The sequence below is a fragment of the Microcoleus sp. w2-18bC1 genome, from assembly GCF_036700365.1.
In the GTDB taxonomy this organism is placed as follows: Bacteria; Cyanobacteriota; Cyanobacteriia; order Cyanobacteriales; family Microcoleaceae; genus Microcoleus.
The window spans coordinates 5634-32539 of sequence record NZ_JAUBOS010000048.1 but is presented as its reverse complement, the minus strand read 5'-3'; the positions used below and the strand labels follow the sequence as shown (position 1 = coordinate 32539).

The window sequence follows — 26906 nt, the reverse complement described above, 5'->3', positions numbered from 1 at the left end:
TCCGGTATAACTGAATATTGGCTTGGAGTTAAACCCTATTTCAGCGCTTCTCCTACTAAGAGCCTTCCGTCGGTAGCGAAGGTATCGATTGCTCCTGATACCGCATCTTCTAGACCAGACTGCCTGCCCGCGATACCTTCATACAAAGGCGTAGGGCTAAGATTTAGACTCTCATATCAAATCAAGGAACAGGGAACAGGAAAATGATTTTATGTAGGAATGGGTCTCAAAAGCTCCATCGGAATAGTGTAGAATTATCACACAAAAGATGTGACATTACAAGGTGCGTATTGTGGGATAAAAATTCTTTTCGCTTTTAATTTTGTTACGGAATGTTTAAACTTGTATCTTTTCCTTAACCCTTTTATATTCTTTACCAAATCTTTATTTTTTTTCTCTAGAGTCTTGTTATCGTTGCTTCAAGCGAGCTTACAGCACTTTGCAACAAGAGTGAAATACCCCTTAGTTAAAAAATAGGTCTTTATGACATACTGCCCCTGCTGCTCGAATCAAATGCTCCGTCACGTTCGCCAGCATCAAATCTACTGGTTTTGTCGCCAATGTTGGCAAACAACACCTATTTACAATCTGAACAGATGTTGCTCATCGCCCTCTCTAAATCTAGTTAAAGGGCTAGGGCTTAATGAACAACATTCTTTGCCGGTGAAATCTAATAGCTCACTGGAGGAGGTATAAAGTTTAGATATTGTCTTATGCCTAACTGGTTTTCACGCTCGAAACTTTTTTTATTGCCTCATTAAATTACCCCACTCTAGCCCAAGAAAGGGAATACACATCTATTCATTTATCGCTTGATTTATGATGATACCTCGACTCAAGGGAATTATAACTTTATGCCAAACACCACTTAAACGATTGCTACCTCTTTTGCTTGGTGTGGTGGCCTCTCTTGGTGTTTTATTTACGTGGCAACAGCTAACCATCAACGGACAAATTCACATTGAGCAGTTAATTCAGCAGGAAGCCAATGCGATTCAGTCAAAACTGACCGAAGAATTATCAATTCGGATGCTGACACTTCGACAAATGGCGAATCGCTGGGAAGCCAATGGCGGTACACCAAATGCTCTTTGGGAAGCCGATGCTGAGGCTTATGTAAAGGATTTCTACGGTTATCAGGCGATCGCATTAGTCGATCCATCATTTAAAGTGCGATCGATTGTGCCACTGGCTGGGAATGAGGCAGCGCAAAACCTAGATCTTAATCGGGAACTGTGTCGCAAAATCACTTTGCAAGTGGCTCGTGATTTGCGTCAACCTATATTAACTCGCAATGTTTCCCTCATTCAAGGGGGTCAAGGATTTCTAGCAAGTTTTCCGGTATTTGTAGGGGAGCGGTTTGATGGGTTTATTGTCGGAGTTTTTAAGTTTAAAACTCTATTTGACAGTATTTTAAAAGTGCTTCCTGGGTACAAGGTGGCTATATATGATGGCACACAATTGATCTACGGTCAAGAGCTTTCATCTCATTATTCACTGCATAAAACAGTTGTAATAAGAGCCTATAGTGCCGAGTGGCGAGTAGATATTTATCCAAACTTATTATATTTAGTAGAAAAGGAAGATTTTTATTTGCCAACAGTTGTGTTAATTGGTGGCTTAATTTTAGTGTTGCTGCTAATTTTGGTCGTGTATCTCGCACAAGTTAGTTATGGCAAAGTCGATAAATTCAAAAAAGTAAATCGCCAGTTGCAGTGGGAAATTCACCAACGACAACGGGCCGAAATTGGGATCGCTCGACTAGCTGCGATCGTTGAATCTTCGGAAGATGCCATTCTTAGTAAAGATTTAGAGGGTGTAGTTACAAGTTGGAATGTAGGAGCCGAAACAATTTTTGGCTATACAGCGGCAGAAATAGTAGGGCAATCAGGGAGAAAACTGATTCCCGCAGACTATCGAGATGAGGAAAACGAAATTCTCACCAAAATCCAGCGAGGAGAACGCATCGAACACTACGATACAAAGAGGCTGAGGAAAGATGGAACATTAATCGATGTCTCGATGAGTGTCTCTCCCATTAAAGACCAAGTAGGGAATATAATTGGAGCCTCAAAGATTGCCCGGAATATTGCTGACCGCAAACAAGCAGAAGCAGCACTACGTGAAAGTGAAGAACGCTGGGAACTGTCTGTACGCGGGAATAATGACGGCATTTGGGATTGGAATGTTCAAACCAACGAGGTCTTCTTGTCTAGTCGCTGGAAGGAAATGCTGGGCTATGAAGACCATGAAATCCAAAACATTGTAGACGAATGGGCTAATCTGGTACATCCCGATGATTTGGGATGGGTGATGCAAGCCGTTCAAGACCATTTTGCCAAGAAAACTCCTTTTTATATCACAGAACATCGCGTTCGCTGCAAAGATGGTTCCTACAAATGGATTTTGGATCGCGGTCAGGCATTTTGGGATGATGCAGGTAACGTAATTCGGATGGCTGGCTCTCACACCGACATTACCGAGCGCAAGCAAGCTGAAGTTGCTTTACAGGTCAGCGAAGCCAGGTATCGCCAATTAATCGATAACTTAAATGCAGGTTTTGTGATTCATGCGACAGATACCAGCATTCAATTATGTAATGAAAGAGCTGGTGAATTACTAGGGCTTTCAATGGATCAAATGCTGGGAAAAACTGCGATATCTCCGGCCTGGCATTTTGTGCGGGAAGATGGCAGCGTGATGCCCCTAGAGGAATATCCGGTAAATCAGGTTTTATCCAGTGGAAGTTCCCTCAAAAATTATGTTTTAGGAATCAAAAAAGAAATTGATGGTTGTGCTTGGGTATTAGTTAATGCCTACCCAGAGTTCGATCAAAACGGTAAAATCCTACAAGCTGTAGTTACGTTTATTGATATTAGCAAGCGCAAAAAAGTAGAGCTGGAAATCCAGAAAACTCGCAATTTCTTACAAGCACTGCTGGATCATCTACCGCTCGCAATTTTTGTTAAGGACGCAGAGCCTAAACGATTTGGCGTATTCCAGTTTTGGAATAAAACCAGCGAACGGTTATTTGGCATCTCAGCCGAAAACGCGATCGGCAAAAGTGGCTATGATTTTTTCCCAAGAGAACAGGCTATCTTTTTTGATCAAAAGGATAGAGAAGCTTTTGAAAAAGGTAAGACCGAGGATATTGCTGAAGAAATCATTGACAGTCATAGTCTGGGAAAATGTTGGCTGCATACGGTGAAGATTCCCATTTACGACGAACAGCATCAGCCCCAGTACCTACTTTGTTTTTCAGAAGACATCACCGATCGCAAACACGCAGAAGCAGAGCGTAGAGAAATGAGTGAGGTAATGCAAAATGCGGTGTCCGGCATTTCCAAACTGGATGTACAAGGACACTACTTATATGTGAATAAAGCTTATGCTGACATGACAGGCTATCAGCCAGAAGAAATGATCGGGATGTCCTGGGAAAAAACCGTACACCCCGATGAGTTGAAAAAACTGGTTGCAGCCTATTGTCTGATGGTGCAAGAGGGCAGAGTTGAAGTTGAAACCAGAGGGATTCGTAAAGACGGTTCGGTTTTTTATAACCAATTAGTGATGATTTCAACTTACGACGAACAGCACCAATTTATGGGGCATTACTGCTTCATGAAAGATATTAGCGATCGCAAAAAAGCCGAACTTGCACTAGAACAGGAACTCTTGCGGAGTAAAACCTTCTTCAACACTTCCCTGGACGGTGTTGTTGTCATGGATTCCGTCGGAAAAGTTGTCCAAGCTAGTCCCAGTTTTGCTCAAATGCTGGGCTACACCCTAGAAGAAACCCTGAATCTGAATCTGTTTGATTGGGATGCTGAATGGACGAGGGAAGAACTACAACTTATGCTCCAGAGAGAGGAGGTTATTCCGCTGTTTGAAACGCGACATCGCCGCCAGGATGGTTCTGTATATGACGTAGAAATTAGCTGGAACCGGGTGGAATTACAAGATGAGATGATGAACTTCTGTATCTGTCGAGATATTAGCGATCGCAAACGCAACGAAGCGGAACGCCAACAAGCAGAACAGGCACTCCGAGAGAGTGAAACTCGCTTCCAAGCCTTCATGAATCACAGCCCTGCCTCTGCCTGGATTACCGATGAAAATGGTGTAATGCTTTATGCCAGCCAGACTTATCTCAATACCTTCGATCTACCCACTGACAATGTGATTGGAAAGTCCCTTTTTGAACTTTACCCCGCCGCCATCGCCCAACAATTTCTAGACAATATCCAAACCGTTGCTCACACCAACGAGCTAATTGAAACGATTGAGATTGCGTCCCGTCGAGATGGAACCCTGGGTGAGTTTCTGGTTTACAAATTTCTCATCCCCGACTTATCTGGGCAAATGCTAGTAGGTGGTGTGGCGATCGATGTGACACGACAACATCAAGTGGAAACCGCTTTACAACGCAGTGAGGAACGCTTAATGCTGGCACTAGAAGCCTCTGGAGATGGACTATGGGATTGGAAAATTGAAACTGGAGAAGTTTACATTAATTCCTACTACCAGGAGATGCTGGGCTACAAGCCCGGTGAGTTGGTGATGGATGTGAACGTGTGGGAACAGATGATTCATCCTGATGATACATTGTGGGTTTTTGACGCTCTCAATCGTAACTTGCAAGATAGCTCTCTCAAATATGCCTTTGACTATCGTGTGCGTTGCCAGTCAGGCGAGTGGAAGTGGATCGCTAACTACGGGAAAGTCGTTGCCTACGATGAACATGGTAAGCCTTTACGGATGATTGGAACGCACAAAGACATCAGCGATCGCAAACGTAAAGAACTGGCACTGCAGCACGCAATGGAAGCAGCAGAAGCAGCGAACTTGGCAAAAAGTACCTTCCTAGCCAATATGAGCCACGAATTACGCACTCCTCTCAACGTAATTCTAGGATTTGCTCAGGTGATGGCCCATGACTCCTCCCTAACTCCCAACCAAAAACAAGATCTGCAAACAATTCGACGGAGTGGAGATCACCTCTTGAGTTTGATTAACGATGTGTTGGATCTCTCGAAAATTGAATCGGGACACTGCACAGTTGAAGACAGCGGATTAGACTTAATTGCGCTGCTGCATTCCCTCCGAAATATGTTGGCGGAACGAGCAAGTTCTAAAGGACTTGACCTTTGTTTCGAGATTGCGCCAGAAGTTCCCCAATTTATGCTTGTCGATGCTCAAAAACTGCGTCAGGTTTTGCTCAATCTGCTGAGTAATGCCATCAAATTTACCGATCGGGGAAGCATTACTTTGCAAGTCAGTATAGAGGCGAACGGTACAGGGGCATTAACCACAACTCGGCCGATTCTCCAGTTTGTAATCGCTGACACAGGTGTAGGGATTGCATCGGTTGAACTCGATACTATCTTCGATGCGTTTGTGCAAGCCCAAGCTGGGAAGCAATCGATCGGCGGTACGGGGCTAGGTCTCACCATTAGTCGCAAATTGTTGGAACTCATGGGCGGAAAAATTTCTGTTAGCAGCACTCTGGGAGAGGGGAGTACCTTCACCTTTACCCTTCCCGTCAGCCCGATCAGTGGAGTTAATGTTACACCCGAAGAGAATAATCGCCTCGTGATTGGGCTGGCTCCCTGTCAAGGGGATCATCGCATTTTGGTGGTTGATGATCAAGCAGAAAATCGCTTGCTAATGGTCAGATTACTGACACAATTAGGATTAGAGGTAAAAGAAGCTACCAACGGACAGCAAGCTGTGCAGATTTGGCAACAATGGCAACCAGACCTAACCTGGATGGACATTCGGATGCCCGTGTTAGATGGATACGAGGCTACGAAGCAAATTCGGGCAATGGAAGACGGACCGAACAGTATCATTATTGCACTTACGGCCCAGGCTTCCCAGAGCGATCGCGCCCTCGCCTTGGCTGCTGGCTGCAACGACTACATCAGCAAGCCGTTCCGGGAACAGACCCTATTTCTTAAGATGGCGGAATACCTAGGCTTAGAGTATGTATATCAGGAAGAGGAAACAGAAAAAGGGGAACGGGGAACAGATTGTTTTCCTTCTTATTTCTGTTCTGTTGCCTCTTCCGTGTCAGATTCCCTCGATCCAATGCTTCTGGCGACATTACCAAAAGTATGGGTGGTTGAGTTGGAAGATGCTGCTTTATGTGGGGATGATGTTGCGATCGTTGAACTGGTAGCTCAACTTTCCTCAGAACTCACTCAATTCGGTACTCATCTGACGGAACTCGCCAACCAGTATCAATTTGAGAAAATCATTAATCTAATTCGAGGTAATTTCCCAAGTGGAATTCCTCCATTGGATTTATAAGCTGTTGTGCAGTTAAACGTTTGATTAGGACTAGGGAATTAGGAACAGCCAACAAGAATACAATCTAGTTATTGGTAATTCTTGACCAAAGCCTCCTTGATTTTTATTTAACATTACTGCTCTAAAATGCCTCATAAAATTACCAAATTTTCCCAAATCACTCCTTTAAATTTAACAAGCTTAGAGGAATGCAGTGAAGAATCCGTGTATGCTCCTGGTCATATTCAGCCCCACGGAATCGTTTTATTGATGCAAGGAAACAGCCTCAATATTTTACAAGCTAGCGAAAATGTAGAACAGTTTTTTGGCATTTCTGCCCTAGAATTGCTAGGTCAGCCATTGCCAGATTTATTGGGTCACGAGCAAGTACAGGAAATTGTCAGGCATCTAAATCAAGAAGAACTCAACATTCATAATACTTTCGATCTAAAAATACCTCTAAAAGACGGGAAGATTCAAACATTTAGAAGCACACTGCATCAACTACCAGATGAGTTGATTCTGGAGATCGAACCCCAATTGACTATTGAAAATAATCATTCAATAGATTTTTATCAGCGTCTGCAAACAGTTATCCTCAACTTTCGCAGTGCGATCGATATTTCGGATTTAGCTCAAACCATTGCTAAAGAAGTAAAAGCCATGACCGGGTTCGATCGCGTGATGATTTATCGCTTTGAAGCCGATGACCATGGGATGGTGATTGCTGAAGAGAAAGAAAGCTATCTAGAAAGCTACCTGGGATTGCATTACCCGGCGATCGATATTCCCGTACCCGCCCGCAAATTGTTTTACCGCAATTGGATACGCCAAATTCCCAATATCAATTACACTCCGGTCCGCCTAATTCCTACCAACCATCCCGTAAGCCATACACCCCAGGATCTAAGTGCTTGTGTGTTAAGGGGAGTATCTCCCTACCACATTGAATATTTGCAGAATATGGGAGTGGCTGGGACACTGACGATTTCGTTAATTGACGATCGGCGTCTCTGGGGATTAATTGCCTGTCACCATTACAGCCCGCGATTGGTAGATTACGAAACTCGCAAAACCTGTGAATTTTTAGGACAATTTGCCTCGATCGAACTGGTGCATCAGCAAGATCGAGAATTGAACGTTTACCGATCGCAGGCGAAAACGATTCAGGATCAACTTCAGCAGGCATTCCGGCGAGATTCTAATTTTATCGAACAGGTATTGAGCGAAAATGCTTCTCAATTGCTAGATTTAGTTCATGCTCAGGGAGCTGCAATTCTGCTCGATGGTCGTTTGACATTGGTGGGTCAAACACCATCGGAAGCTGAGGTAGACGAACTCGTGCAGTGGTTGCTGGAACAGAATAAAGAACGAGTGTTTGCAACAGCTTCTTTGTCTCAGTTGTATCCCCAAGCCAAGCAATTCAAAGATCGAGCTAGCGGTGTTTTAGCAATCTCAATCTTCCTATGCTATGCCAAACAAAAGTCATACCATATTCTTTGGTTCCGACCCGAACAAATTCAAACCATAAACTGGGCAGGTAATCCACAAGATGCTGTGTCGATCGACGACATTGGAAAAATGCACCTGTGTCCCCGCAAATCCTTTGAACTGTGGCAAGAGACAGTGCGGGAGATGTCTTATCCTTGGCAGATTGCAGAGTTAGAAGCTGCCGCCGAAATGAGGCATATCCTCATGCTGGCGGTGTTAGAATTTTCGCAAGCTGCCCTAGAACACGCTGCACAAAAGGCAGCAATAGCCAACCGTGCCAAAAGCCAGTTCCTTGCGAACATGAGCCACGAACTCAGAACGCCACTCAACGCCATTCTGGGATTTACCCAGCTTATGAACCGCAGCCCCTATATCCCAGAAGAATTTCAAGAGCATTTAGGGATCATTACCCGGAGTGGAGAACACCTGCTGACATTGATCGACGATGTTTTGCAAATGTCTAGGATTGAAGCAGGGCAATTGGTACTGAGTCGAAGCTGTTTTAATCTGCATCGACTGCTGGGTTCTATTAACGAGATGTTCAGCATCAAAGCGCCTGAGAAAGGGTTACATCTGAGCAGCGAGTGGGATGCTACTGTTCCCCGTTATGTCTGTGGGGATCAAGCAAAACTTCGCCAAATCTTGATTAATCTGCTGGGGAATGCTATCAAATTTACAACAACAGGAAGCATAGCCCTGCGCGGACGAGCTTTTTCATCAGATGATATGCCATCCGGTACAATTTGCGATCGCGCCACTAATCCACCTGATATTAAACCAACTATTACCCTGTGTCTCGAAGTTGAGGATACCGGATCTGGCATTTCTCCCTCAGATTTAGAATCGATTTTTGACGCTTTCATGCAAACCAATCGCGGTCGCAACGATCGAGGAACAGGTTTAGGACTGTCTATCAGTCGTGAGTTTGCGCGTCTGATGGGAGGCGATATCACCGTGCGAAGCACCCTGAATCGAGGCTCGACTTTTACCTGCCAAGTTGTTTTAGAACTACCAGAGTCCCTTGATTTAGAGAAACCTGAAACGAGCGATCGGATTATCGGGCTCGCACCTGGGCAACCTATCTACCGAATTCTAGTAGTAGAAGACGTTCCAGAAAATCGGCAACTGCTGATGACACTGCTGGAGTCATTTGGGTTTGATGTGTGTGCGGTGGAAAATGGGGTAGAGGCGATCAATCGTTGGCAAACATGGAACCCTGACCTGATTTTGATGGACATTCAAATGCCTGTCATGGATGGTTATGAAGCGACGAGACAGATTCGATCACAACAGTCATTAGTCATTAGTCATGAGTCATCAGCAGATAACTCAGGGCAAATGTCACAGGAGAATAGACCAATGACACGCATCATTGCCCTGACTGCCTATGCTTTTGAGGACGATCGTATCGCCAGCCTGCAAGTTGGTTGCGATGACTACATTGCCAAGCCGTTTACTGAAGACACACTTTTCGAGAAAATAGCTCATCACTTGGGCGTCCGCTACTGCTACGCCGAAAAACTTCCGCCAAAATCATCAGCTTCGCCACCAAAGATATTTACTCCAGACTTTAAAACCATGCCAGCCAAGTGGATTGCAGAAGTTCATGAAGCAGCACTAGATCTTAGTGATAATAAGCTTTATGAACTTATTGCTCAAATTCCCAAGGAGAAACAAGATTTCATCGCGGCGATGACATCTTTGGTCGATAACTTTCAGCTTGAAACGATCGCAACTCTCACCCAGATTTAGGAACAAGCCCATGACAACTCTATTCAAACTTGCGGCCGAAAGGAATATTCTCATCGTGGATGATACCCCAGACAATCTGCGCTTGTTAGCCAAAATTTTAGAGTCACAGGGCTATATTGTGCGTAAAGCCCTCAACGGCAGGATGGCGCTCCAAGGTATTCATCGCGACCCACCGAGTCTAATTTTACTTGACATCAATATGCCGGAGATGAATGGGTACGAAGTCTGCCAAAAGTTAAAAGCATCGGAAGCGAGTGCTCAGATACCAGTTATTTTTATCAGTGCGCTCGAACGACTGGAAAACAAGGTACGAGCCTTTGAGCTGGGTGGCGTAGACTATATTACCAAACCATTTCAAGAGCAGGAAGTGCTCATGAGAGTAAAAAATCAATTACTCATCCAACAGCAACGCCAACAACTGGTCGAACAAAATCAACGTTTAGAACATGAAATCCAAGAACGTCTGAGGGCAGAAGCAGAAGTAAGGCAGCTATCCGTGACCGATGAATTAACTGGATTATATAACCGACGAGGCTTTTTTTTACTAGCCGATCAACAATTGAAAATTGCTCGACGCACGCAAACCTCCTATTTTATTTTATTCGCTGACTTAGACGGTTTGAAAAAGATTAACGACACTTTAGGACATGAAATGGGAGACAGAGTAATCTTTGACGCAGCTCAAATATTGAAGCAAACCTTTCGTGATGCGGATATTGTTGCTCGACTGGGAGGAGATGAATTTGCTTTATTTATTCCTAACTTTTCGGGTGATTCATCTACTAATTTTCATGCTCGGCTGCAAGAAAATATAGATCGCTTTAATCAACAGTCCGAGCGAGCTTATATATCAATAAGTCTTGGTGTGCAGTTTGGGGATTTAAATAATGAAGTTTTATTAGAACAATTGCTGGCTAAGGCTGACAAACTCATGTACGAGCATAAACGCACCAAACGCTGTTTCAATCCTCAACCGTTCTTTTGAGAACAGTGATATCGGAGCGCCATAAGCATTATTTATTAAACGTGAGTTCAACCGAGAAAGAGTAAACTGAAAACAAGATAGGGAAACAGCTTGTAGACTTTACCCCCCCTCAGCCGGAAAACACGATGCAGTATAGCTCATCACACCTAAACCTCAGAGGGTGGCAACCCCGTTAAAAGCTCTCTATGTATTAGGATAACGGTGTGTGCAATCAAAAAATGTCGTAGCTATTGAACATTTGCTAGTTGAAATTGAGATGAATTGAAAAATCAGCGAATTTATGTAAAGTATTGTAGGATTAAATTGGCGATCGCTCTGGCTGTTCGCCATTAAAATTAAGAGAGAGTATTTATGCAAATTGTGCTGGCTGCCTTAGACGATAGTTTAGTTAGAGCGTGGGAAAGCACTTGCGGCAGTATGGAAAATGTAAAGATACATCACGGTTCAATATTTGATGTGAAATGCGATGCTATTGTGAGTCCGGGGAATAGTTTTGGTTTCATGGACGACGGCTTAGATTTAGAAATTTCGGAATATTTTGGAGGGCAGGTTCTTGAACGCTTGCAAAAACTAATTCAGGCGCGACATCACGGCGAACTCTTAGTAGGAATGGCAGAACTTGTAGACACCGATCATGCTGAAATCCCCTATTTAATAGCTGCACCAATTATGCGTGTCCCCACAGTTTTAAGAGAAACAGTAAATGTTTATCTAGCAACCCGCGCTATTTTGACTCTCGTAAAATTTGGCTCAGTCCCAGATGGAACGCCAGTCAAACATATCATTGAAACTATCGCTATTCCCGGCATGGGTACGGGAATGGGCAAAGTGCCGCCACATATCTGTGCCAATCAAATGAAAGTTGCGCTCGAAGATATCCTCTTATCTCAGTACGAATTTCCTCAATCTTTACTGCACGCTCAAAGATGTCACCACTTGTTATATACGGAGGAGAGCGAAAATTTGCAATTGGAAAATTGAAACTATTAAATTTGCCAGTTTTATTGGGTTGAGAAACCAAGTTGATTGGTGTGTGTTTTTTTAAGTATAGAGACTTATTACAAATTTAAGTGCGCTAAACCGTACCTCCAAGTTGGTGGTATCCTACACACGAGAGTAACTTTGGTAGATATAATGTAATAGAACTGAGGTCATTCCAACTAGGTAAACGCGGATACAAAAGTTGATCAAGCTGGAAAAGAATTGCCTAGTTCTTATTAAATGCCAGAATTCCTTCTGGCGCTACACGTACAAAGTCTGTATAAAAAACCACAATTCGTTCTGGCGCTACACCTACAAAGTCTGCATCCAGGGACTGTGAGATTTTTTGAAAATGTTTACTAACAGAGGAGAAGATTGATATGACAGATCCAAAAGTAACCGAGGAACCAATTTTAGAGGCAACTCTCGAAACGACGGAGCTCGTCAAAAAAGAGATGCCCGACGCGACTGATGAGGCGATCGCAGAAACTGCGGCGCTGTTTGAAGCAATTAAAAAACGCGCCACCGCCGAAGTGCAAGCAGCGGGCGAACTCACCCGCGAAGCTTATTTAAAAGCTGTCAATAAGGCATCGGGGGCGATCGAAGAAAATAAGGATCTCGCCCACGAGAGATTCACAGAAGCAGTCAAGCTGATTAAAAAAGAAACTGAGAAAAATTGGCTGGTGGTAGATGCGATTAAAACGCGGGCGCAAGCGCAGGTGCAAGATGCCGGCGAAGTCAGTCGCGAAGCTTATTTGAAAGCAGTGCGACAAGCGCGAGAAGCGGTGGAACAAAATAAATTGATCGAACGCGATCGCATCGAACAAGCTGTTGACCACATTCACACGGAAGCTGAAAAGAATTGGCACGTTATTGTGAAGCAAATTGAGTCGATCGGCACTCGCTTGACGGATGCGGCTAAGTCTGCATGGAACGCGCTGACGGCGTTTTTTGACAAGAAGGATTAAACTCAGATATGACACCATTTTAAAAAACAGGCAAGATGCCTGTTCCACAAAGATTGAATTTTCTTGTGGAACAGGCATCTTGCCTGTTCATATTTAAAAAACAGGCAAGATGCCTGTTCCACAAAGATTGAATTTTCTTGTGGAACAGGCATCTTGCCTGTTCATAAAAGGTTTTGACACTAAGCGCTATAATCAAAAAGCATTATTTTTAGTCCATAACCCCTAACCATGAGAAGTTACTACTGCGGCGAACTGCGAAGCGAACACATCGGAGAGACTGTCACCCTTTACGGCTGGGTGGATCGCCGCCGCGATCATGGCGGGGTGATTTTTCTGGATGTGCGCGATCGATCGGGTATTGTGCAAATTGTCAGCGATCCTGAACGCACCCCCGATTCCTATCACGGGGCTGAGGCTTTACGCAGCGAATACGTGGTTAAAATTACGGGTAGAGTCACCAACCGCCCCGAAGATTCCCTCAACCCGAAATTGCCTACGGGTGAGGTGGAAATTTACGCGGACGAAATTGAGTTGTTGAATGCGGTTCGCAAACAGTTACCGTTTCAGGTGGCGACGGCGGAAAATGAAAGTGTGCGGGAAGATTTGCGCCTGAAATATCGCTATTTGGACTTGCGGCGCGATCGTATGAGTCGCAATTTGCAGCTTCGCCACCAAGTTGTCAAAGCTATGCGCCGCCACCTGGAAGATGTGGGAGGTTTTATTGAAGTTGAAACACCGATTTTAACGCGATCGACTCCTGAAGGTGCGAGAGATTATTTAGTGCCCAGCCGCGTCAATTTGGGCGAATGGTACGCTTTGCCGCAGTCGCCGCAGTTGTTCAAACAATTGTTAATGGTTTCCGGTTTGGACAGATATTATCAAATTGCCCGCTGTTTCCGCGATGAAGATTTGCGCGCCGACAGACAGCCGGAATTCACACAATTAGACATGGAAATGAGTTTCATGTCTTTAGAAGAAGTTATCGAATTAAACGAAGGTTTAGTCTCCCAGATTTTCCAAAGTGTCAAAGGCATAGAATTGCCTCGTCCTTTTCCGCGATTGACTTACGCTGAAGCAATGGATCGCTATGGTAGCGACAAACCGGATACTCGCTTCGGTTTGGAATTAGTCGATGTTTCCGACTTGATGAAAGATTCGGGATTTAAGGTATTTTCCGGGGCGGTTGCTGCGGGCGGAATTGTGAAAGTTTTGCCGATTCCCGGCGGGAATGATGCGATTTCTAACGTGCGGATTAAACCGGGCGGCGATTTGTTTAAGGAAGCCAGCGAAGCGGGTGCGAAGGGATTGGCTTACATCCGGGTGCGGGATAACGGCGAAATTGATACGATCGGCGCTATTAAGGATAATTTGACGGAAGCACAAAAACAGGAATTGCTCGATCGCACGGGCGCGCAACCAGGTCATTTGTTGTTATTTGCCGCGGCTGACGCAACAACTGTCAATAAGACTTTGGATAGATTGCGTTTGTTCGTCGGTAACGAATTGGGATTGATTGACAAAGACAAGATGAATCTGCTGTGGGTGACAGATTTCCCGATGTTTGAATGGAACGCTGATGAGAAGCGTTTGGAAGCATTGCACCACCCGTTTACTGCCCCGCATCCTGACGATATTAATGATTTGAAAACTGCGAGAGCTCAAGCTTACGATTTGGTGTTAAACGGTACAGAAATCGGCGGCGGTTCTCTGCGGATTTATCAGCGGGAAGTTCAGGAAAAGGTGTTTGAGGCGATCGGCTTATCGACTGAGGAAGCTTACAATAAGTTTGGCTTTTTGTTGGATGCGTTTGAGTATGGAACTCCGCCCCACGGAGGCATTGCTTACGGTTTGGATCGGTTGGTGATGCTGTTGGCTGGTGAGGAATCTATTCGCGATGTGATTGCGTTTCCGAAGACGCAGCAGGCGGGTTGTTTGCTGACGAATGCGCCGGCTGGGGTGGATGAGAAGCAGTTGAAGGAGTTGCAAGTGCGATCGACTTATACGCCCAAGTCATAAGTATGTAGAATACCTTGACCATTCTCAATAATCCTTTCAGGGCGGACTCGCGTGCCCCCCGCGAAAATTCATCTGTTGTGGAACAGGCATCTTGCCTGTTCTTGAGAATGGTGCAAGATTTGTGATAAAATAGAGTTAGAAAAAAAATGTTTTCGTATTAACACTTTTTTTAACGGCTATGGCAATAATTACGATTCAAGTTGATGAAAATATTAAGACAGCGTTTGAAGAAGCTACTCCTAAGACTCAGCAAGAGTTAAGTTTGATTATTCAATTGTTTTTTAGAGAAAATTTACACAATAAAACTTTAACGCAGGTTATGGCAGAAATTTCCGACCGAGCCATGCAGCGAGGCTTAACGCCTGAAATTTTACAAGACATTTTAGCAGATAATAATGACGAATAGATTTGTCATTGATACGAATGTTTTAATCAGTGCTTTACTGTTTAAAACCTCAGTCCCATTTCTGGCGATTGAGTTGGCAGAAACAAAAGGAATAATTTTATATTCTGAAACGACTTTAAATGAATTAGAGCAAGTTTTAAATCGTAAAAAGTTTAACAAGTATCTTTCTTTGGAAGATCGGCAAGTATTTTTACTGAAATTTATCAGTTCATCCCAATTAGTTTCTATTAGAGAAAGTATCACTGTTTGTCGAGATGAAAAAGATAATAAGTTTTTAGAGTTGGCTGTTAGTGGTAATGCAAATGTAATTGTTACGGGTGATTTGGATTTATTGGTATTAACTCCTTTTCAAGGAGTCGAAATTGTTACTCCCGATATGTTTATTGAGAGATTTAGTTAATGCCATAATTACATGGCACTTTTTTAGACTAAAAACACTATAATTATCATAGATGTCCTTGCGTTTCCGAAGACGCAGCAAGCGTGCTGTTTATTGGCGAATGCGCCGTCTGATGTGGATGAGAAGCAGATGAAGGAGTTGCAAGTGCGATCGACTTATACGCCCAAGTCATAAGCCCAAGTGATAATTATGAAACACCTTGACAATTTAACCATTCATCGGTTCCGAGGCCTGCGAGATTTAACCTTGCAGGACTTGGGTCAAATCAACATATTGGTTGGTGGGAATAACTCAGGTAAAACCAGCGTTTTAGAGGCGATATCAACCTATTGTCGCCCCTTAGATCCGCTGGAATGGCTGAACACATCGTGGCGGCGAGAAATCAAATATTCTCGCAAGCCCAGACTGGAGGCACTAAAATGGCTGTTTCCTCAAAATAAAGAAGAAGAACAATTGGATTTTTACCAAATGGAAACTCGAGTTTCTGGTAATGGTAAGTTTTCAGTGAGAGAGTCGAGGGCAATTTACCAAGAATTTGAGGGAGTGGAATTATCGGAAGATGACGAAAGTCAATCCTCAGACGACCTTGGATTTGATAATACTCTGCGAGGTGCAGAAATAGAGCTCAAAGCTATTATATCGGATTTACCAAATGAATTATCTGAATTTTTTGAAATTTGGGAAAATGAGCGTTTAACGAATCGGCGAATTCGCTCAGATGCAATGCTGTCAGTTGATACTGTGACACCTTTTTCTCACCGCATAGAACAGTCACAAGTTGGCTTGCTGTCAGAAGCTATTTTTCAGCGTTTTAAGCCGGAAGTGATTAAGCTATTGCAAGTGATGGATTCAGGAATTATTGATTTAGTGATTCTCTCGCATGGCGGCAATCGTAGCAGTCTCTATATTGACCACAAACAAGTGGGAATTTCACCATTAAGTTCTTTTGGTGATGGAGTACGTCGCTTGCTATTTATTGCTCTAACGCTGACAAAAGTCAGAGGTGGAGTTTTGCTAATTGATGAGATAGAAACAGCAATTCATACTGAAGCACTTCGCAGTTCATTTGCCTGGATTGTGCAGTGGTGCAAGCAAATGAATGTTCAGTTATTTGCAACTACTCACAGTTTAGAAACAGTTGATGCGATGTTGGATGCTAGCGATACGGAGACGGATTTAGTTCTTTATCGTTTAGAGAAACAGGAGTCACAAACTAAAGCAGTTAGAATTGAACGGGAAAGATTGCAAAGATTGCGGGAGGATTTGGGTCAGGAGGTGCGCGTGTGAAATACGCCATTATTGGAGTAGAAGGGCCACACGATCAGGCATTTACAGGCAAGGTTCTCAAGCTTTTGGATTTCAAAGATTTTCGAGAAGAGTTGAAAGGATTAGAGTCTCAGTTAGACCACTTCTGGCGCAAGTTTATTCCTGTTTATCCTAAAAAAGGAAATTTGTATAAACGTCTTGATATGCCTTCTATTCTGTTTAATGATACTATCTCTGTAGCAATTTATGCAGGTGAAGGAAGCAATCTTGTGACTAATTTGGATGACATTTTATTCACAAATTCTGAGTATCAGAGAAACTTGGCAGCCTTCGGGATAGTTGCTGATTGCGACAAATCAACTCCCGATCGCATTGTCGAACCCTATGCTAAGAAATTCCGAAGTTATTTTCCTAATTTTCCCGATCGCCCTGGTGTTGTAAATACCAATAGCCCGCGTACAGGAGTATATGTTTTGCCAGATAACGCTTCGCCCGGTGTGTTGGATACTTTGCTGTGTGAGTGCGGACAGATAGCTTATCCCGCGTACATGGAGAAAGCTAGTTCTTATCTAAATGAGTTTTCTGAGTCAGAGAGAAAATCTTTAAAGTGGAAAAATTTTGATAGAGAAAAAGCTTTAGTTGCTACTGTTGTCAGCGTTCTCAAACCGGGGAAGACTAATACAACAAGTATTGCTGATAATAATTGGGTGAGCGAACAGACGCAACAGCAGGTTCCTGCTTTGGCAAATTTTATTGAGTTTTTGAGCCAACTTTTGGAAGTGAGTTAATGGACGATCGCACTTTTTCAATTCATACGATCGCCCTCCCAGATTACTCTTTCCAGTAACGGGTTAAAATCCGAATTACCTCACCCGCTATCGGCGATGGTAGAGGCGGGCTCCATTCCCCAACTTCTGCAAAACCTAAAACGTGCAACAGATTAACGATGCTGTCTACCGCTTTGGGAACGCCACACAACAGCAAACGAATCGGTTGCTTACCTTGAGGTACGTCAGGAATTTCTTCCCGGAGCAGTTCGGGAACCGACTTTGGCGGTGATATCATAGAGTTTCCTCCTAAATATGGGAGTTCAAGCCCCCACCGAACGATCGTGAGTCTGAGCGGTGGGGGTTTGGTTTTTGGGTGTCTAGATTACTCTAGCATAAACTAGATTGTGGTGTGCTACCTTGGCTTAAAAAAGCTCTAAAAAATTTGCAGTCAGCTAAAATGACATGGTGAACACGCTACCCCCAAACAATGTGAGTCCTGCAAAATCTCCCAGAGTTGCCTTTTACCCGCCACCCGAAATCAAGGAGAAGTTAGAAAAACTGGCGAGTATTGAGCGTCGTTCGATTTCCCAAATGGCATTACTTTTGGTGGAAGAAGGACTCGAAAGAGCGCAGAAGGAAGGCAAGTTTAATGAATCCAAAGACGATTAAACTCTCAACTACCACTGCGCGCGATCGCTATCACACCGTGTGTCACTATGCAAGAGGCGTACAAAGAAAGTACGATCGATGTATGAAGTAAATTCCCAGTTGCCTAACTTGCCAGCAAAAAACCTAAAACGAGTCACCAGCTACGTTCCTCCAAACGCCTACAACGTCTTGGAAGATTGGGCCAAGAAAGAAGACCGGACAGTCAGCAATCTCGTAAGTCGGATTGTCTCTGAAGCTGTAGATGCTTACTTGGCTAAAAAGACTACAGAAGATGAACCCAGCAGCAATTAACCTTTGATCTCTACGCTGATGGGTCATTCTCAACTGCCAACCTGTCGGGCCGTTTATTTTGTGTTGGAGTGGGGTTTTGTTTTTCCTCTAACCCGAAACCCGATCCAAAGGGTCAAATTCAGGAACCTGTTTTTGACCAAGGGATGTAATTGCTAAGACTAAAACACTTAACGTAAGGCCTAAAATCGCATAACTCGGTAGTGAAAAAATAGTTACTTTAAACAAATAAGGCAATTCCCCCCCCTTCCAGTTCCACCGCTTTCCTAGAAACACCAACAGCCCGCCATGAATCACAGCGGTTTGCACCATGACACAGCCCGCCGCCAATAACCAAACCGACATTCTTTGCCTAGAGAAGGCACAATTTTTAATGTGAAAACATAAATCATTCAGCAAAAAAACCACCGCCGGTGCTAACATCACAGAACTGGTGGGCTGAGAATAATTGATAGCAATACTCAAAGTGGAAATTAGCACCATTTCAGATAAGTCAACCTTTTTTGACCAAGCATTGCGAGATTGTTTTTTGTAAAAATACCAACTCACTAAACCAACTAGCACCAGAATTATCAAGTCAGAAAATAGCTTCGCCACGAAGGGACTATCAGGGAAAAATCTCGGCCCCATAACCCTTAAATCAAGGCGACTCATAGAAATATAAGCATTATTCGATGGATCATTGAGCCAGAGTGGAAATCCACGAGTCGCATCCTGTATAAATCCTGTTAAGGAATTGCCCGTTACAGCTAGACCTATAACTGCCAAAAAAGTTACCGTGACTAGAGATATAAAAACTAGCTGAAACCGTCTTTTGATTAAAAAATAAGGAATAAACAATATAACTAAGGTTGGTTTAAAAATGGCAATTCCTAATAAAAATCCGGCAATTACATCCTGATTTTTTCTAGCATAAATAAACATCCATAACAGCAGAACGGCAATAAAACTTGCCACATTGCCAACTTGAAGATCGAAAACAAAACCGTAGAGGAATGCAACTGATATACAACAAATAGTCCGAAAAGCTCGTGAGTGCGACACCAACAAGATATGCGCTCCCCATAAAACAAAACCTGTGGCAATAAGATGCAGCCAAGTCCAGATTGTGAATGCAGTCTTCATCGGGAAATAGCCCAAAAACCACAGCGGAGGAATGATATTAGGTGGATAAACAAAAGATGGAATAGACCCACACACTTTTGTGATGCTACAGAAACCGATGTTAAACACCTCGACATTAAAGGGACTCAAATGCTGATGGGCTAATCTACTCGCTACATAAAACCACTTAAAATCCCAGTAAGGCGGATCGGGCCGAGTAGTCAGATTGTAAACCAACCAACCGGTATAACTGAGAAATCGGGTGAGAACTAATACAATAACTGCTTGCAAAATAAAGTTAACGATAGGTTGACGAAAAAACTGAGTCAACCTGTGGATCGAAGGATGTTTTAAAAACAAAGAATCTTGCCATGCTGTTTTTTCGCTATCTAATCGCCAATTAAATTTGAGAAACAAAGCGACTGTAATTAGAATTATTACATTCCATAATCCCAAGCTAATCATAGGAAATAATTTTAATAAATTTACTATTTGATGAGATCACAACCAGAAATTATATCAGGTCCGATCGATTAACCATAATATCCCGGTCGGGGCGGGTTTTTGAGATGGTCAATTATTGGCAGGTATTGTTGGTGAACCCGCCCCGACAAAAAACGCGGTTGCTCGACCGGACATGATATTATCAACTAAAACTCAGCCTTTGAACCTAGAATCTAGACGTTTATTCCTGGTTTCAACCTAACTCTCTTTTCTCTCTTTTCTCTGCGTCCTCTGCGCCCTCTGCGGTTACAAAAAAAAATCTTATTCCCAAACGAAATAGCATTGCCATCTAAAAGCCCGATCGCACTTTTGCGCCTTATAACCCTGTTCACCCCCAAACATATGCGTTACCCTAGTTGACTACAGCTTGTACCGCACTCCCCAACTAAATTCATGCTTCCCCGCATCAAAGAATTAGCCGCCACCCTAGCACCCCGCTTAATCGAAATTCGCCGCCACATCCACTCCCACCCCGAACTTAGTGGCCAAGAATATCAAACCGCAGCCTACGTAGCCGGAGTTCTCGCATCCAGCGGAGTCCGCGCGATCGAAGGAATCGGCAAAACAGGAGTGCTCGGCGAACTCAAAGGCAACAGCAGCGAGTCCCGCTGGCTGGCAATTCGCACCGATATGGACGCTTTGCCGATTCAAGAACGCACAAACTTAGAATTTGCCTCCCGCAACGAGGGAGTGATGCACGCCTGCGGCCACGACATCCACACCACCGTCGGTTTGGGCGCAGCCATGATCTTGTCTCAGCTAGAGGAAAAATTGCCCGGTCACGTCCGCTTCTTGTTTCAGCCGGCGGAAGAGATTGCCCAAGGTGCTCAATGGATGATTAAAGATGGGGCAATGCAAGATGTTGACGGCATCCTCGGAGTGCACGTTTTCCCGACAATTCCCGGCGGTTGCATCGGTATCCGGCACGGGGCCCTGACGGCGGCGGCCGATGACATAGAATTGATTGTGATGGGCGAATCCGGGCACGGTGCGCGTCCCCACGAGGCGATCGACGCAATTTGGATTGCTTCTCAGATAATTACCACTTTGCAGCAGGCAATTAGCCGCACGCAAAATCCTTTAAGGCCGCTGGTTTTGACGATCGGGCAAATTAACGGCGGACGAGCGCCGAACGTGATTGCCGATCGAGTAAAATTACTGGGAACTGTGCGATCGCTGCATCCGGAAACCCACGAAAACCTGCCGGCTTGGATCGAACAAATTGTTTCTAGCGTTTGCGCGACTTACGGCGCTAAGTACGAACTCACCTACAAGCGCGGCGTGCCCGGAGTCCAAAACGACCCCAAACTCACGCAATTAGTCGAAAGTGCGGCTTTAGAAGCTTTAGGTCGATCGCGCGTCCAAATTTTACCAGAACCATCCCTCGGCGCGGAAGATTTTTCGATGTACTTAGAACACGCACCGGGAACCATGTTTCGCTTAGGAGTGGGACTGACTGACAAACCTAACTATCCCCTCCATCACCCGCAATTTGAGGTTGATGAAAGTGCGATCGTGACCGGCGCTGTCACCTTAGCCTATGCCGCCTACCAATATTGGAAACAGCATCCAGGTTCACACTAATAGTCTTGGACGTATGGGTGGTCAGCTAACTAACCGTAGGGTGCTTACCCGGAAAAATGTTTAGTCTCTTGTAAAAACATTCAGCCCTGACCCACCCTACAATAACTACAAAAACTAATTTATAAAATTTTATGAATCTAGATTTCGATAAATTCTGGAATGCCTGCAACCCCAGTGAGTCCCTAAAATTAGGCAATGCCGAAGATCTGCGGTATTACATTGATTTTTCTGAGGTGCGTGGCGGAAAAATTATTAACGTATTCAAACGGACAATTACCCGTTCGTCATCAGATAAACGGACTTGCCAATTATTTAGCGGACATATTGGTTGCGGCAAGTCTACTGAATTGTCGCGACTGCAAAAAGAGTTGACAGATGAGGGGTTTCATGTAGTTTACCTCGAGTCAACACAAGACCTCGATGAAATGGATCTCGATTTGACGGATATCATGTTAGCGATCGCCCGGCGAGTCACCCAAAGCTTGGAAGAGGGCAAAATTTCCTTGCAGCCCCAGGGTTTTAAAGAATTCTTAAAAAATAGTTGGAATTTTTTACAAACCCCTGTGACTTTAGAAGCTGAAGGAGAACTTTTTGGCAGCAAATATAGGGGCAATACAGACGGAAATCTGGAAGTTTCTCTGCCTTTAGGTATTGCCAAAATTACTGCCAAAACTAAAAGCAATCCCGACTTGCGATCTAAACTGAGACAGTACATGGAACCGCAAGCGAATAAAATGTTAGAACTGATTAATCAAGAAATTATTGATGTAGCAATTAATCAGCTAAAGCAGCGCGGTAAAAAAGGATTGGTGGTGATTGTTGACAACTTAGACCGGATAGTTTCTCGACCCAATGCAGCGGGGCGACTGTTGCCAGAATATATTTTTATTGACCGAGGCGATCAGTTGCGGCAACTGAATTGCCATTTAGTTTATACCCTGCCGCTGGGATTGATTTTTGGCAATGAAAGTGAAATATTAAAAAATCGCTTGGGGGGCGGAGTTGACCCGAAAGTTTTGCCGATGGTACCAGTAAAGAATAGAAACGGCAGCGAATGTGTTGAGGGGATGAATTTGCTGCGGCGCATGGTGATGTCGCGGGCTTTCCCTGATGTGTCAAGCGAGGAACACATCACATTAATTACCGAAGTTTTTGACAGTCCTGAAACTTTAGATGAATTGTGCCGAGTCAGCGGAGGTCATCTGCGAAATTTGATGGGGATGCTGTTTGGTTGCTTGCAGCAAGAAGACCCTCCTATTTCGCAAAATGTGTTGAAATCAGTGATTCGCAGTTCCCGCGACACTCTGAGGAATGGTATTGATAATGATGAGTGGGAATTACTGTTTAAGGTGGTAAAAGAACAAAGCATTAATGGAGATAAAGAATACCAAGATTTGCTGCGAAACCTGTGGGTTTTTGAATATGTAGACACTCAAGGAAATTGGTTTGCGTTGAATCCGCTGTTGATGGAAACTGACAAATTTAAGCTGTGGCAGCAGCAAAATTATTGAAATTATGGTAAACTCAAATCTAGCCGAAGATCTTGCAGCAGAAAATGAGCGATCGCTCTCTACATTGGTACGGACTATCGCCCGCTTTCAAGGAAAGTTTTCTTTAACTATAGTGCGTTGCAATTATGCTAGCTTGCGTTCTGCAATGCTGGAAAAGCTGCGCCATCGCTCGACAGTTGAATATCAAGAATTAGTCCTTGAACCTGCTACTAAAATACTTCATCAAACCATTCTCAATGCCGTCCAAGAGGAACCGCCGAAAGCTTTAATAATTGTCGGTATCGAATCGGTGGTTGCTCTTGATGACCTGCTAGCTGGGGCGAATAGAGCGCGAGATCAATTCAAGCAAGATTTTGCTTTTCCTTTAATATTATGGGTTACGGATTCCGTACTGTCTAAATTCAGTCGATCGGCGAATGATTTGAAGTCTTGGGCTCCTCCTCTAATTCAGTTTACGATGTCGCCCGATGATTTGAGGATTTTTTTGCGACAAAAAGCAGACCAGGCTTTTGCTGATGTTGAGAATTTCAAGTTAGATGACTGTGAAATTGAGTTATTGGAGAATGACCTGCTAAATGCAGAATTAGGCCCGGAATTGCAAGCTAGTTGGCAATTTATTCGCGGTTTAGTTGAAGTTAAGAAAAATCAAATAGATTTAGCACTCGAACATTATCAGCAAAGTTTGACATTTTGGCAGCAAAATCGCCACTTAGAAAGACAAGGAATTGTCTGCCAGAAAATTGCTCAAGCTTACAACCGCAAAGCTGAATTGCACCGGGCAGGAAATCAAGGTTATTGGCAAGAAGCTAGAAAGTATTTACAGCAATCTCTGGAGATTTTTGAGCAAGTGCAGCGACATGATTTAGCTGCGAAATGTATTAGCCAACTCTGCGAAGTGCTGCGACTTTTACAAGCTTGGGAAGAGTTGGAAAATTTAGCTAAAAAAGCATTAAAAATTCACGTAAATTACGGCACTGTGAACCAAGTAACTGAAGATTACGGCTTTTTGGCTGAGGTGGCGCTGCAACAATCTCAGTGGGAAAAAGCTTGCGAATCGGCTAAATTAGCATTGTCGGTTTTGGAACAAGCAGGAATAAATAAAAAAGAGACTGGTTTGTATCTGCTACTTTTGGCAAAAGGACAGCGAAATCTTATCCCCTGTTGGACAGTTAACCCCCCCCAGCCCGCCCTTGCTAAGGGGGGGAGTCAGTCAGTTTTTTCCCCTCTTGAGATTATAGAAACTTTAACACAAGCGAAACTAATTACCCAGCCTCAAGATGATGTGCAGCTTTATGTGAGGATTTTAGAAGAGTTGAGAACTCTGTATTTTGAGCAAGGCGAATATTTAAAAGCCTTTGATATCAAACTCGAACAACAAGCAGTTAAAAGCAAATATGGGTTGCAAGCTTTTATTGGTGCCAGCCGCTTGCAGTCGCCGCAACAAATAATTGACATCGGTTTAGAATCCGGTAAGTCAAAAGCTAAAATTGTTGAGGAAATTGAAGCAGCTTCCGGGCGATCGCGCGATATTAAAGAGCTCAGTAAACGGATACGTACACCTGCTTGCAAGCTGACGATTGTTCACGGGCAATCTGGGGTAGGAAAAAGTTCGATAATTCAGGCATGGTTAGTTCCGGCACTGCAACTGACCACTTTTGAAGCGCGGGACATATTGCCTATTTTATTGCAATCATATCATGATTGGGTGAGGGATTGCGGTGAGTCTTTGAAAGCAGGAATTGAACAATTAAAAGCTGTGAATTTGTCAGAGGCGATCGACACCCCAACAGCTATTTTAAAACAGTTGCGACTGAATCAAGACCGTAATTTATTAACTGTATTAATCTTTGACCAGTTTGAGGAATTTTTCTTTGCTTATCTAGATCCCAATGGTAGGCGAGAGTTATATGATTTTCTGGCTGAATGTTTAAATCAGATTAGCGACCTCAAAATTATCCTGTCGCTGCGGGAAGATTATCTTTTCTACTTGTTAGAGTTCAATCGCGCCACCAATTTATCAATAATTGATAACGACATTCTCACGAAAAAAATCTGCTATTACTTGGGAAATTTCTCAATTTCAGAGGCGAAAGCTATTGTTCAAACATTAACCAAAGGATCTCAATTTTACTTGGACGATGATTTGACAAACGCACTGGTAGCAGATTTAGCAGGTGAAGTGGGAGAAGTACGGCCGATCGAACTTCAAGTCGTGGGAATGCAACTGGAAAAAAGGCAGATTACTCGACTGAGTGAATATCAGCAACTTGGCAGTCAGGCCAAGCTCAAACTGGTTGAGGAATTTTTAGCAGAAGTTATCGCCGACTGCGGCCAGGAGAATAAAGATATTGCCGAACTTGTCTTGTACTTGCTGACGGATGAAAACAACACTCGTCCTCAGAAAACTCTGGCTGAATTAGAAGCAGATTTAGGAAATGAGTCAAAAAGATTAGAGTTAGTTTTAGAGATTGTCGTTAAATCGGGATTGGTGTTAGAAGTGCCAGCAACTCCGATTGAACGTTACCAACTTGTCCACGATTATTTAGTGCCTTTTATCCGCAAACAGCGCGGTGCGGAATTACTAGAATTACGCGAAAAACTCAAGCAGACTGAAGCTGAAAATCAGATATTAGCAGAGGCAAGAAAAAAAGCAGAACAGTTGTCCGTAGAATCACAGCAAAAAGCCCAGAGACGAATTGGTATTGGTACAGCGGTATTGAGTATTAGCCTAGTTTTAGCTGCAACTGTAATGGCAGTAGCGTGGCAGCAAGTGGACAAGGCACAGAAATTGACAAAATTAGAGCGCGCTGCAAGTGATGCTTTGAGACTGTTTGAATCTGGCAATAACCCAATAGATGCTTTAATCTCAGCCGTAAATACTGGGAAACAGCTCAAAGCTACAGTGAACAATGTTCGATCCCTTGCAGATTACCCGATATCTACTCCCCAGATTGCCCTCAACCAGATTCTCGACAACATCCGAGAACAAAATCGGTTTAAAGGACATCAACGTTTGGTATGGAGTGTCAGTTTTAGTCCCGATGGCAAATACATCGCTACGGCATCATGGGACAATACAGCCCGGTTGTGGGATGTAACAGGCAAGTTGATACAAGAATTTAAAGGACATCAACGTTGGGTATCGAGTGTCAGTTTTAGTCCCGACGGCAAATACATCGCTACGGCATCAGCAGACAAAACAGCAAGGTTGTGGGATGTAACAGGCAAGTTGATACAAGAATTTAAAGGACATCAAGATTCGGTAAGGAGTGTCAGTTTTAGTCCCGACGGCAAATACATCGCTACGGCATCAGCAGACAAAACAGCAAGGTTGTGGGATTTAACAGGTAAGTTTATCCAAGAATTTAAAGGACATCAGGGGGGGGTAAATAGTGTCAGTTTTAGTCCTGACGGCAAATACATCGCTACGGCATCAGGGGACTATACAGCCCGGTTGTGGGATTTAAAAGGCAAGCTGATACAAGAATTTAAAGGACATCAAGATTCGGTATCGAGTGTCAGTTTTAGTCCCGACGGCAAATACATTGCTACGGCATCAGGGGACAAAACAGCAAGGTTGTGGGATTTAACAGGTAAGTTGATAGAAGAATTTAAAGGACATCAAAGTTCGGTAACAAGTGTCAGTTTTAGTCACGACGGCAAATATATCGCTACGGCATCATTTGACAAAACAGCCCGGTTGTGGGATTTAACAGGCAACCTGATCCAAGAATTTAAAGGACATCAAACTTTTGTATTGAGTGTCAGTTTTAGTCACGACGGCAAATACATCGCTACGGCATCAGGGGACTATACAGCCCGGTTGTGGGATTTAAAAGGCAAGCTGATACAAGAATTTAAAGGACATCAAGATTCGGTATCGAGTGTCAGTTTTAGTCCCGACGGCAAATACATTGCTA

General features: G+C 43.7%; 17 protein-coding genes. 15 read left to right on the top strand and 2 right to left on the bottom strand.

The features are described from left to right. The first annotated feature begins 819 nt into the window (after positions 1-819). The 10 genes from QT979_RS20960 (at position 820) to QT979_RS20915 (ending at position 17344) form a co-directional block, all read left to right on the top strand. Positions 820-6312 (top strand): PAS domain S-box protein, encoded by a 5493-nt coding sequence (locus tag QT979_RS20960; RefSeq protein ID WP_333311578.1) that lies wholly within the window; start codon positions 820-822, stop codon positions 6310-6312. A gap of 126 nt (positions 6313-6438) precedes the next feature. Then, positions 6439-9534, top strand: coding sequence for a response regulator (locus QT979_RS20955; RefSeq protein ID WP_333311577.1), 3096 nt, complete (start codon positions 6439-6441; stop codon positions 9532-9534). Positions 9535-9544: 10 nt separating this feature from the next. Beyond that, entirely contained in the window at positions 9545-10519 is a 975-nt protein-coding gene (locus tag QT979_RS20950) for a diguanylate cyclase (RefSeq protein ID WP_333311576.1), read from the top strand. Between the two features lie 351 nt (positions 10520-10870). After that, on the top strand, positions 10871-11500 hold the full coding sequence (locus tag QT979_RS20945; protein WP_333215155.1) for a macro domain-containing protein: 630 nt from the start codon (positions 10871-10873) through the stop codon (positions 11498-11500). Positions 11501-11880: 380 nt separating this feature from the next. After that, positions 11881-12468, top strand: a complete 588-nt coding sequence (locus QT979_RS20940) for a hypothetical protein (protein ID WP_333311575.1) — start codon at positions 11881-11883, stop codon at positions 12466-12468. Positions 12469-12696: 228 nt separating this feature from the next. Then, the gene (gene aspS, locus QT979_RS20935) at positions 12697-14484 is read left to right on the top strand and encodes an aspartate--tRNA ligase (protein ID WP_333311574.1); all 1788 of its coding nucleotides are present in this window, start codon (positions 12697-12699) and stop codon (positions 14482-14484) included. Between the two features lie 178 nt (positions 14485-14662). Beyond that, positions 14663-14890, top strand: a complete 228-nt coding sequence (locus tag QT979_RS20930; protein ID WP_333216892.1) for a hypothetical protein — start codon at positions 14663-14665, stop codon at positions 14888-14890. Further along, complete coding sequence (locus QT979_RS20925; protein ID WP_333216895.1) at positions 14880-15290, top strand: putative toxin-antitoxin system toxin component, PIN family; 411 nt, start codon at positions 14880-14882, stop codon at positions 15288-15290. The genes QT979_RS20930 and QT979_RS20925 overlap by 11 nt, the downstream gene beginning before the upstream one ends. Before the next feature lie 189 nt (positions 15291-15479). After that, the gene (locus QT979_RS20920; RefSeq protein ID WP_333311573.1) at positions 15480-16577 is read left to right on the top strand and encodes an AAA family ATPase; all 1098 of its coding nucleotides are present in this window, start codon (positions 15480-15482) and stop codon (positions 16575-16577) included. Beyond that, a complete protein-coding gene (locus tag QT979_RS20915) occupies positions 16574-17344 on the top strand; it encodes a DUF3226 domain-containing protein (RefSeq protein ID WP_333311572.1) in 771 nt (256 codons plus the stop codon). The genes QT979_RS20920 and QT979_RS20915 overlap by 4 nt, the downstream gene beginning before the upstream one ends. A gap of 43 nt (positions 17345-17387) precedes the next feature. On the opposite strand, the gene QT979_RS20910 is transcribed toward QT979_RS20915, so the two are convergent. Then, entirely contained in the window at positions 17388-17621 is a 234-nt protein-coding gene (locus QT979_RS20910) for a hypothetical protein (RefSeq protein WP_242719202.1), read from the bottom strand. A gap of 167 nt (positions 17622-17788) precedes the next feature. On the opposite strand from QT979_RS20910, the gene QT979_RS20905 reads away from it, so the two are divergent. Together QT979_RS20905 and QT979_RS20900 are read left to right on the top strand one after the other, a co-directional pair. Next, entirely contained in the window at positions 17789-17995 is a 207-nt protein-coding gene (locus QT979_RS20905; RefSeq protein ID WP_083888202.1) for a ribbon-helix-helix domain-containing protein, read from the top strand. Between the two features lie 78 nt (positions 17996-18073). Beyond that, entirely contained in the window at positions 18074-18286 is a 213-nt protein-coding gene (locus tag QT979_RS20900) for a ribbon-helix-helix domain-containing protein (protein WP_172189296.1), read from the top strand. An 87-nt stretch (positions 18287-18373) separates the two neighbouring features. Here the strand turns inward: QT979_RS20900 and QT979_RS20895 are convergent, their stop codons facing one another. Then, positions 18374-19852 carry a glycosyltransferase 87 family protein gene (locus QT979_RS20895; RefSeq protein WP_333311571.1) on the bottom strand — a complete coding sequence of 493 codons (1479 nt, stop codon included), beginning with the start codon at positions 19850-19852 and terminating at the stop codon, positions 18374-18376. 432 nt (positions 19853-20284) lie between these two features. On the opposite strand from QT979_RS20895, the gene QT979_RS20890 reads away from it, so the two are divergent. The 3 genes from QT979_RS20890 to QT979_RS20880 form a co-directional block, all read left to right on the top strand. Beyond that, positions 20285-21475, top strand: a complete 1191-nt coding sequence (locus tag QT979_RS20890; RefSeq protein ID WP_333311570.1) for a M20 family metallopeptidase — start codon at positions 20285-20287, stop codon at positions 21473-21475. A 131-nt stretch (positions 21476-21606) separates the two neighbouring features. Next, the gene (locus tag QT979_RS20885; RefSeq protein WP_333311569.1) at positions 21607-22986 is read left to right on the top strand and encodes a P-loop NTPase fold protein; all 1380 of its coding nucleotides are present in this window, start codon (positions 21607-21609) and stop codon (positions 22984-22986) included. A 4-nt stretch (positions 22987-22990) separates the two neighbouring features. Next, positions 22991-26906, top strand: a 3916-nt coding sequence (locus QT979_RS20880) for an nSTAND1 domain-containing NTPase (RefSeq protein WP_333311568.1), incomplete at its 3' end; no start/stop codon positions are given.

Coding starts and splice junctions, on each gene's coding strand:
- QT979_RS20950 (WP_333311576.1), top strand. CDS start 9,545: ATGACAACTCTATTCAAACTTGCGGCCGAAAGGAATATTCTCATCGTG.
- QT979_RS20900 (WP_172189296.1), top strand. CDS start 18,074: ATGTATGAAGTAAATTCCCAGTTGCCTAACTTGCCAGCAAAAAACCTA.
- QT979_RS20905 (WP_083888202.1), top strand. CDS start 17,789: ATGGTGAACACGCTACCCCCAAACAATGTGAGTCCTGCAAAATCTCCC.
- QT979_RS20910 (WP_242719202.1), bottom strand. CDS start 17,621: ATGATATCACCGCCAAAGTCGGTTCCCGAACTGCTCCGGGAAGAAATT.
- QT979_RS20890 (WP_333311570.1), top strand. CDS start 20,285: ATGCTTCCCCGCATCAAAGAATTAGCCGCCACCCTAGCACCCCGCTTA.
- QT979_RS20960 (WP_333311578.1), top strand. CDS start 820: ATGATGATACCTCGACTCAAGGGAATTATAACTTTATGCCAAACACCA.
- QT979_RS20930 (WP_333216892.1), top strand. CDS start 14,663: ATGGCAATAATTACGATTCAAGTTGATGAAAATATTAAGACAGCGTTT.
- QT979_RS20925 (WP_333216895.1), top strand. CDS start 14,880: ATGACGAATAGATTTGTCATTGATACGAATGTTTTAATCAGTGCTTTA.
- QT979_RS20885 (WP_333311569.1), top strand. CDS start 21,607: ATGAATCTAGATTTCGATAAATTCTGGAATGCCTGCAACCCCAGTGAG.
- QT979_RS20955 (WP_333311577.1), top strand. CDS start 6,439: ATGCCTCATAAAATTACCAAATTTTCCCAAATCACTCCTTTAAATTTA.
- QT979_RS20940 (WP_333311575.1), top strand. CDS start 11,881: ATGACAGATCCAAAAGTAACCGAGGAACCAATTTTAGAGGCAACTCTC.
- QT979_RS20895 (WP_333311571.1), bottom strand. CDS start 19,852: ATGATTAGCTTGGGATTATGGAATGTAATAATTCTAATTACAGTCGCT.
- QT979_RS20945 (WP_333215155.1), top strand. CDS start 10,871: ATGCAAATTGTGCTGGCTGCCTTAGACGATAGTTTAGTTAGAGCGTGG.
- aspS (WP_333311574.1), top strand. CDS start 12,697: ATGAGAAGTTACTACTGCGGCGAACTGCGAAGCGAACACATCGGAGAG.
- QT979_RS20920 (WP_333311573.1), top strand. CDS start 15,480: ATGAAACACCTTGACAATTTAACCATTCATCGGTTCCGAGGCCTGCGA.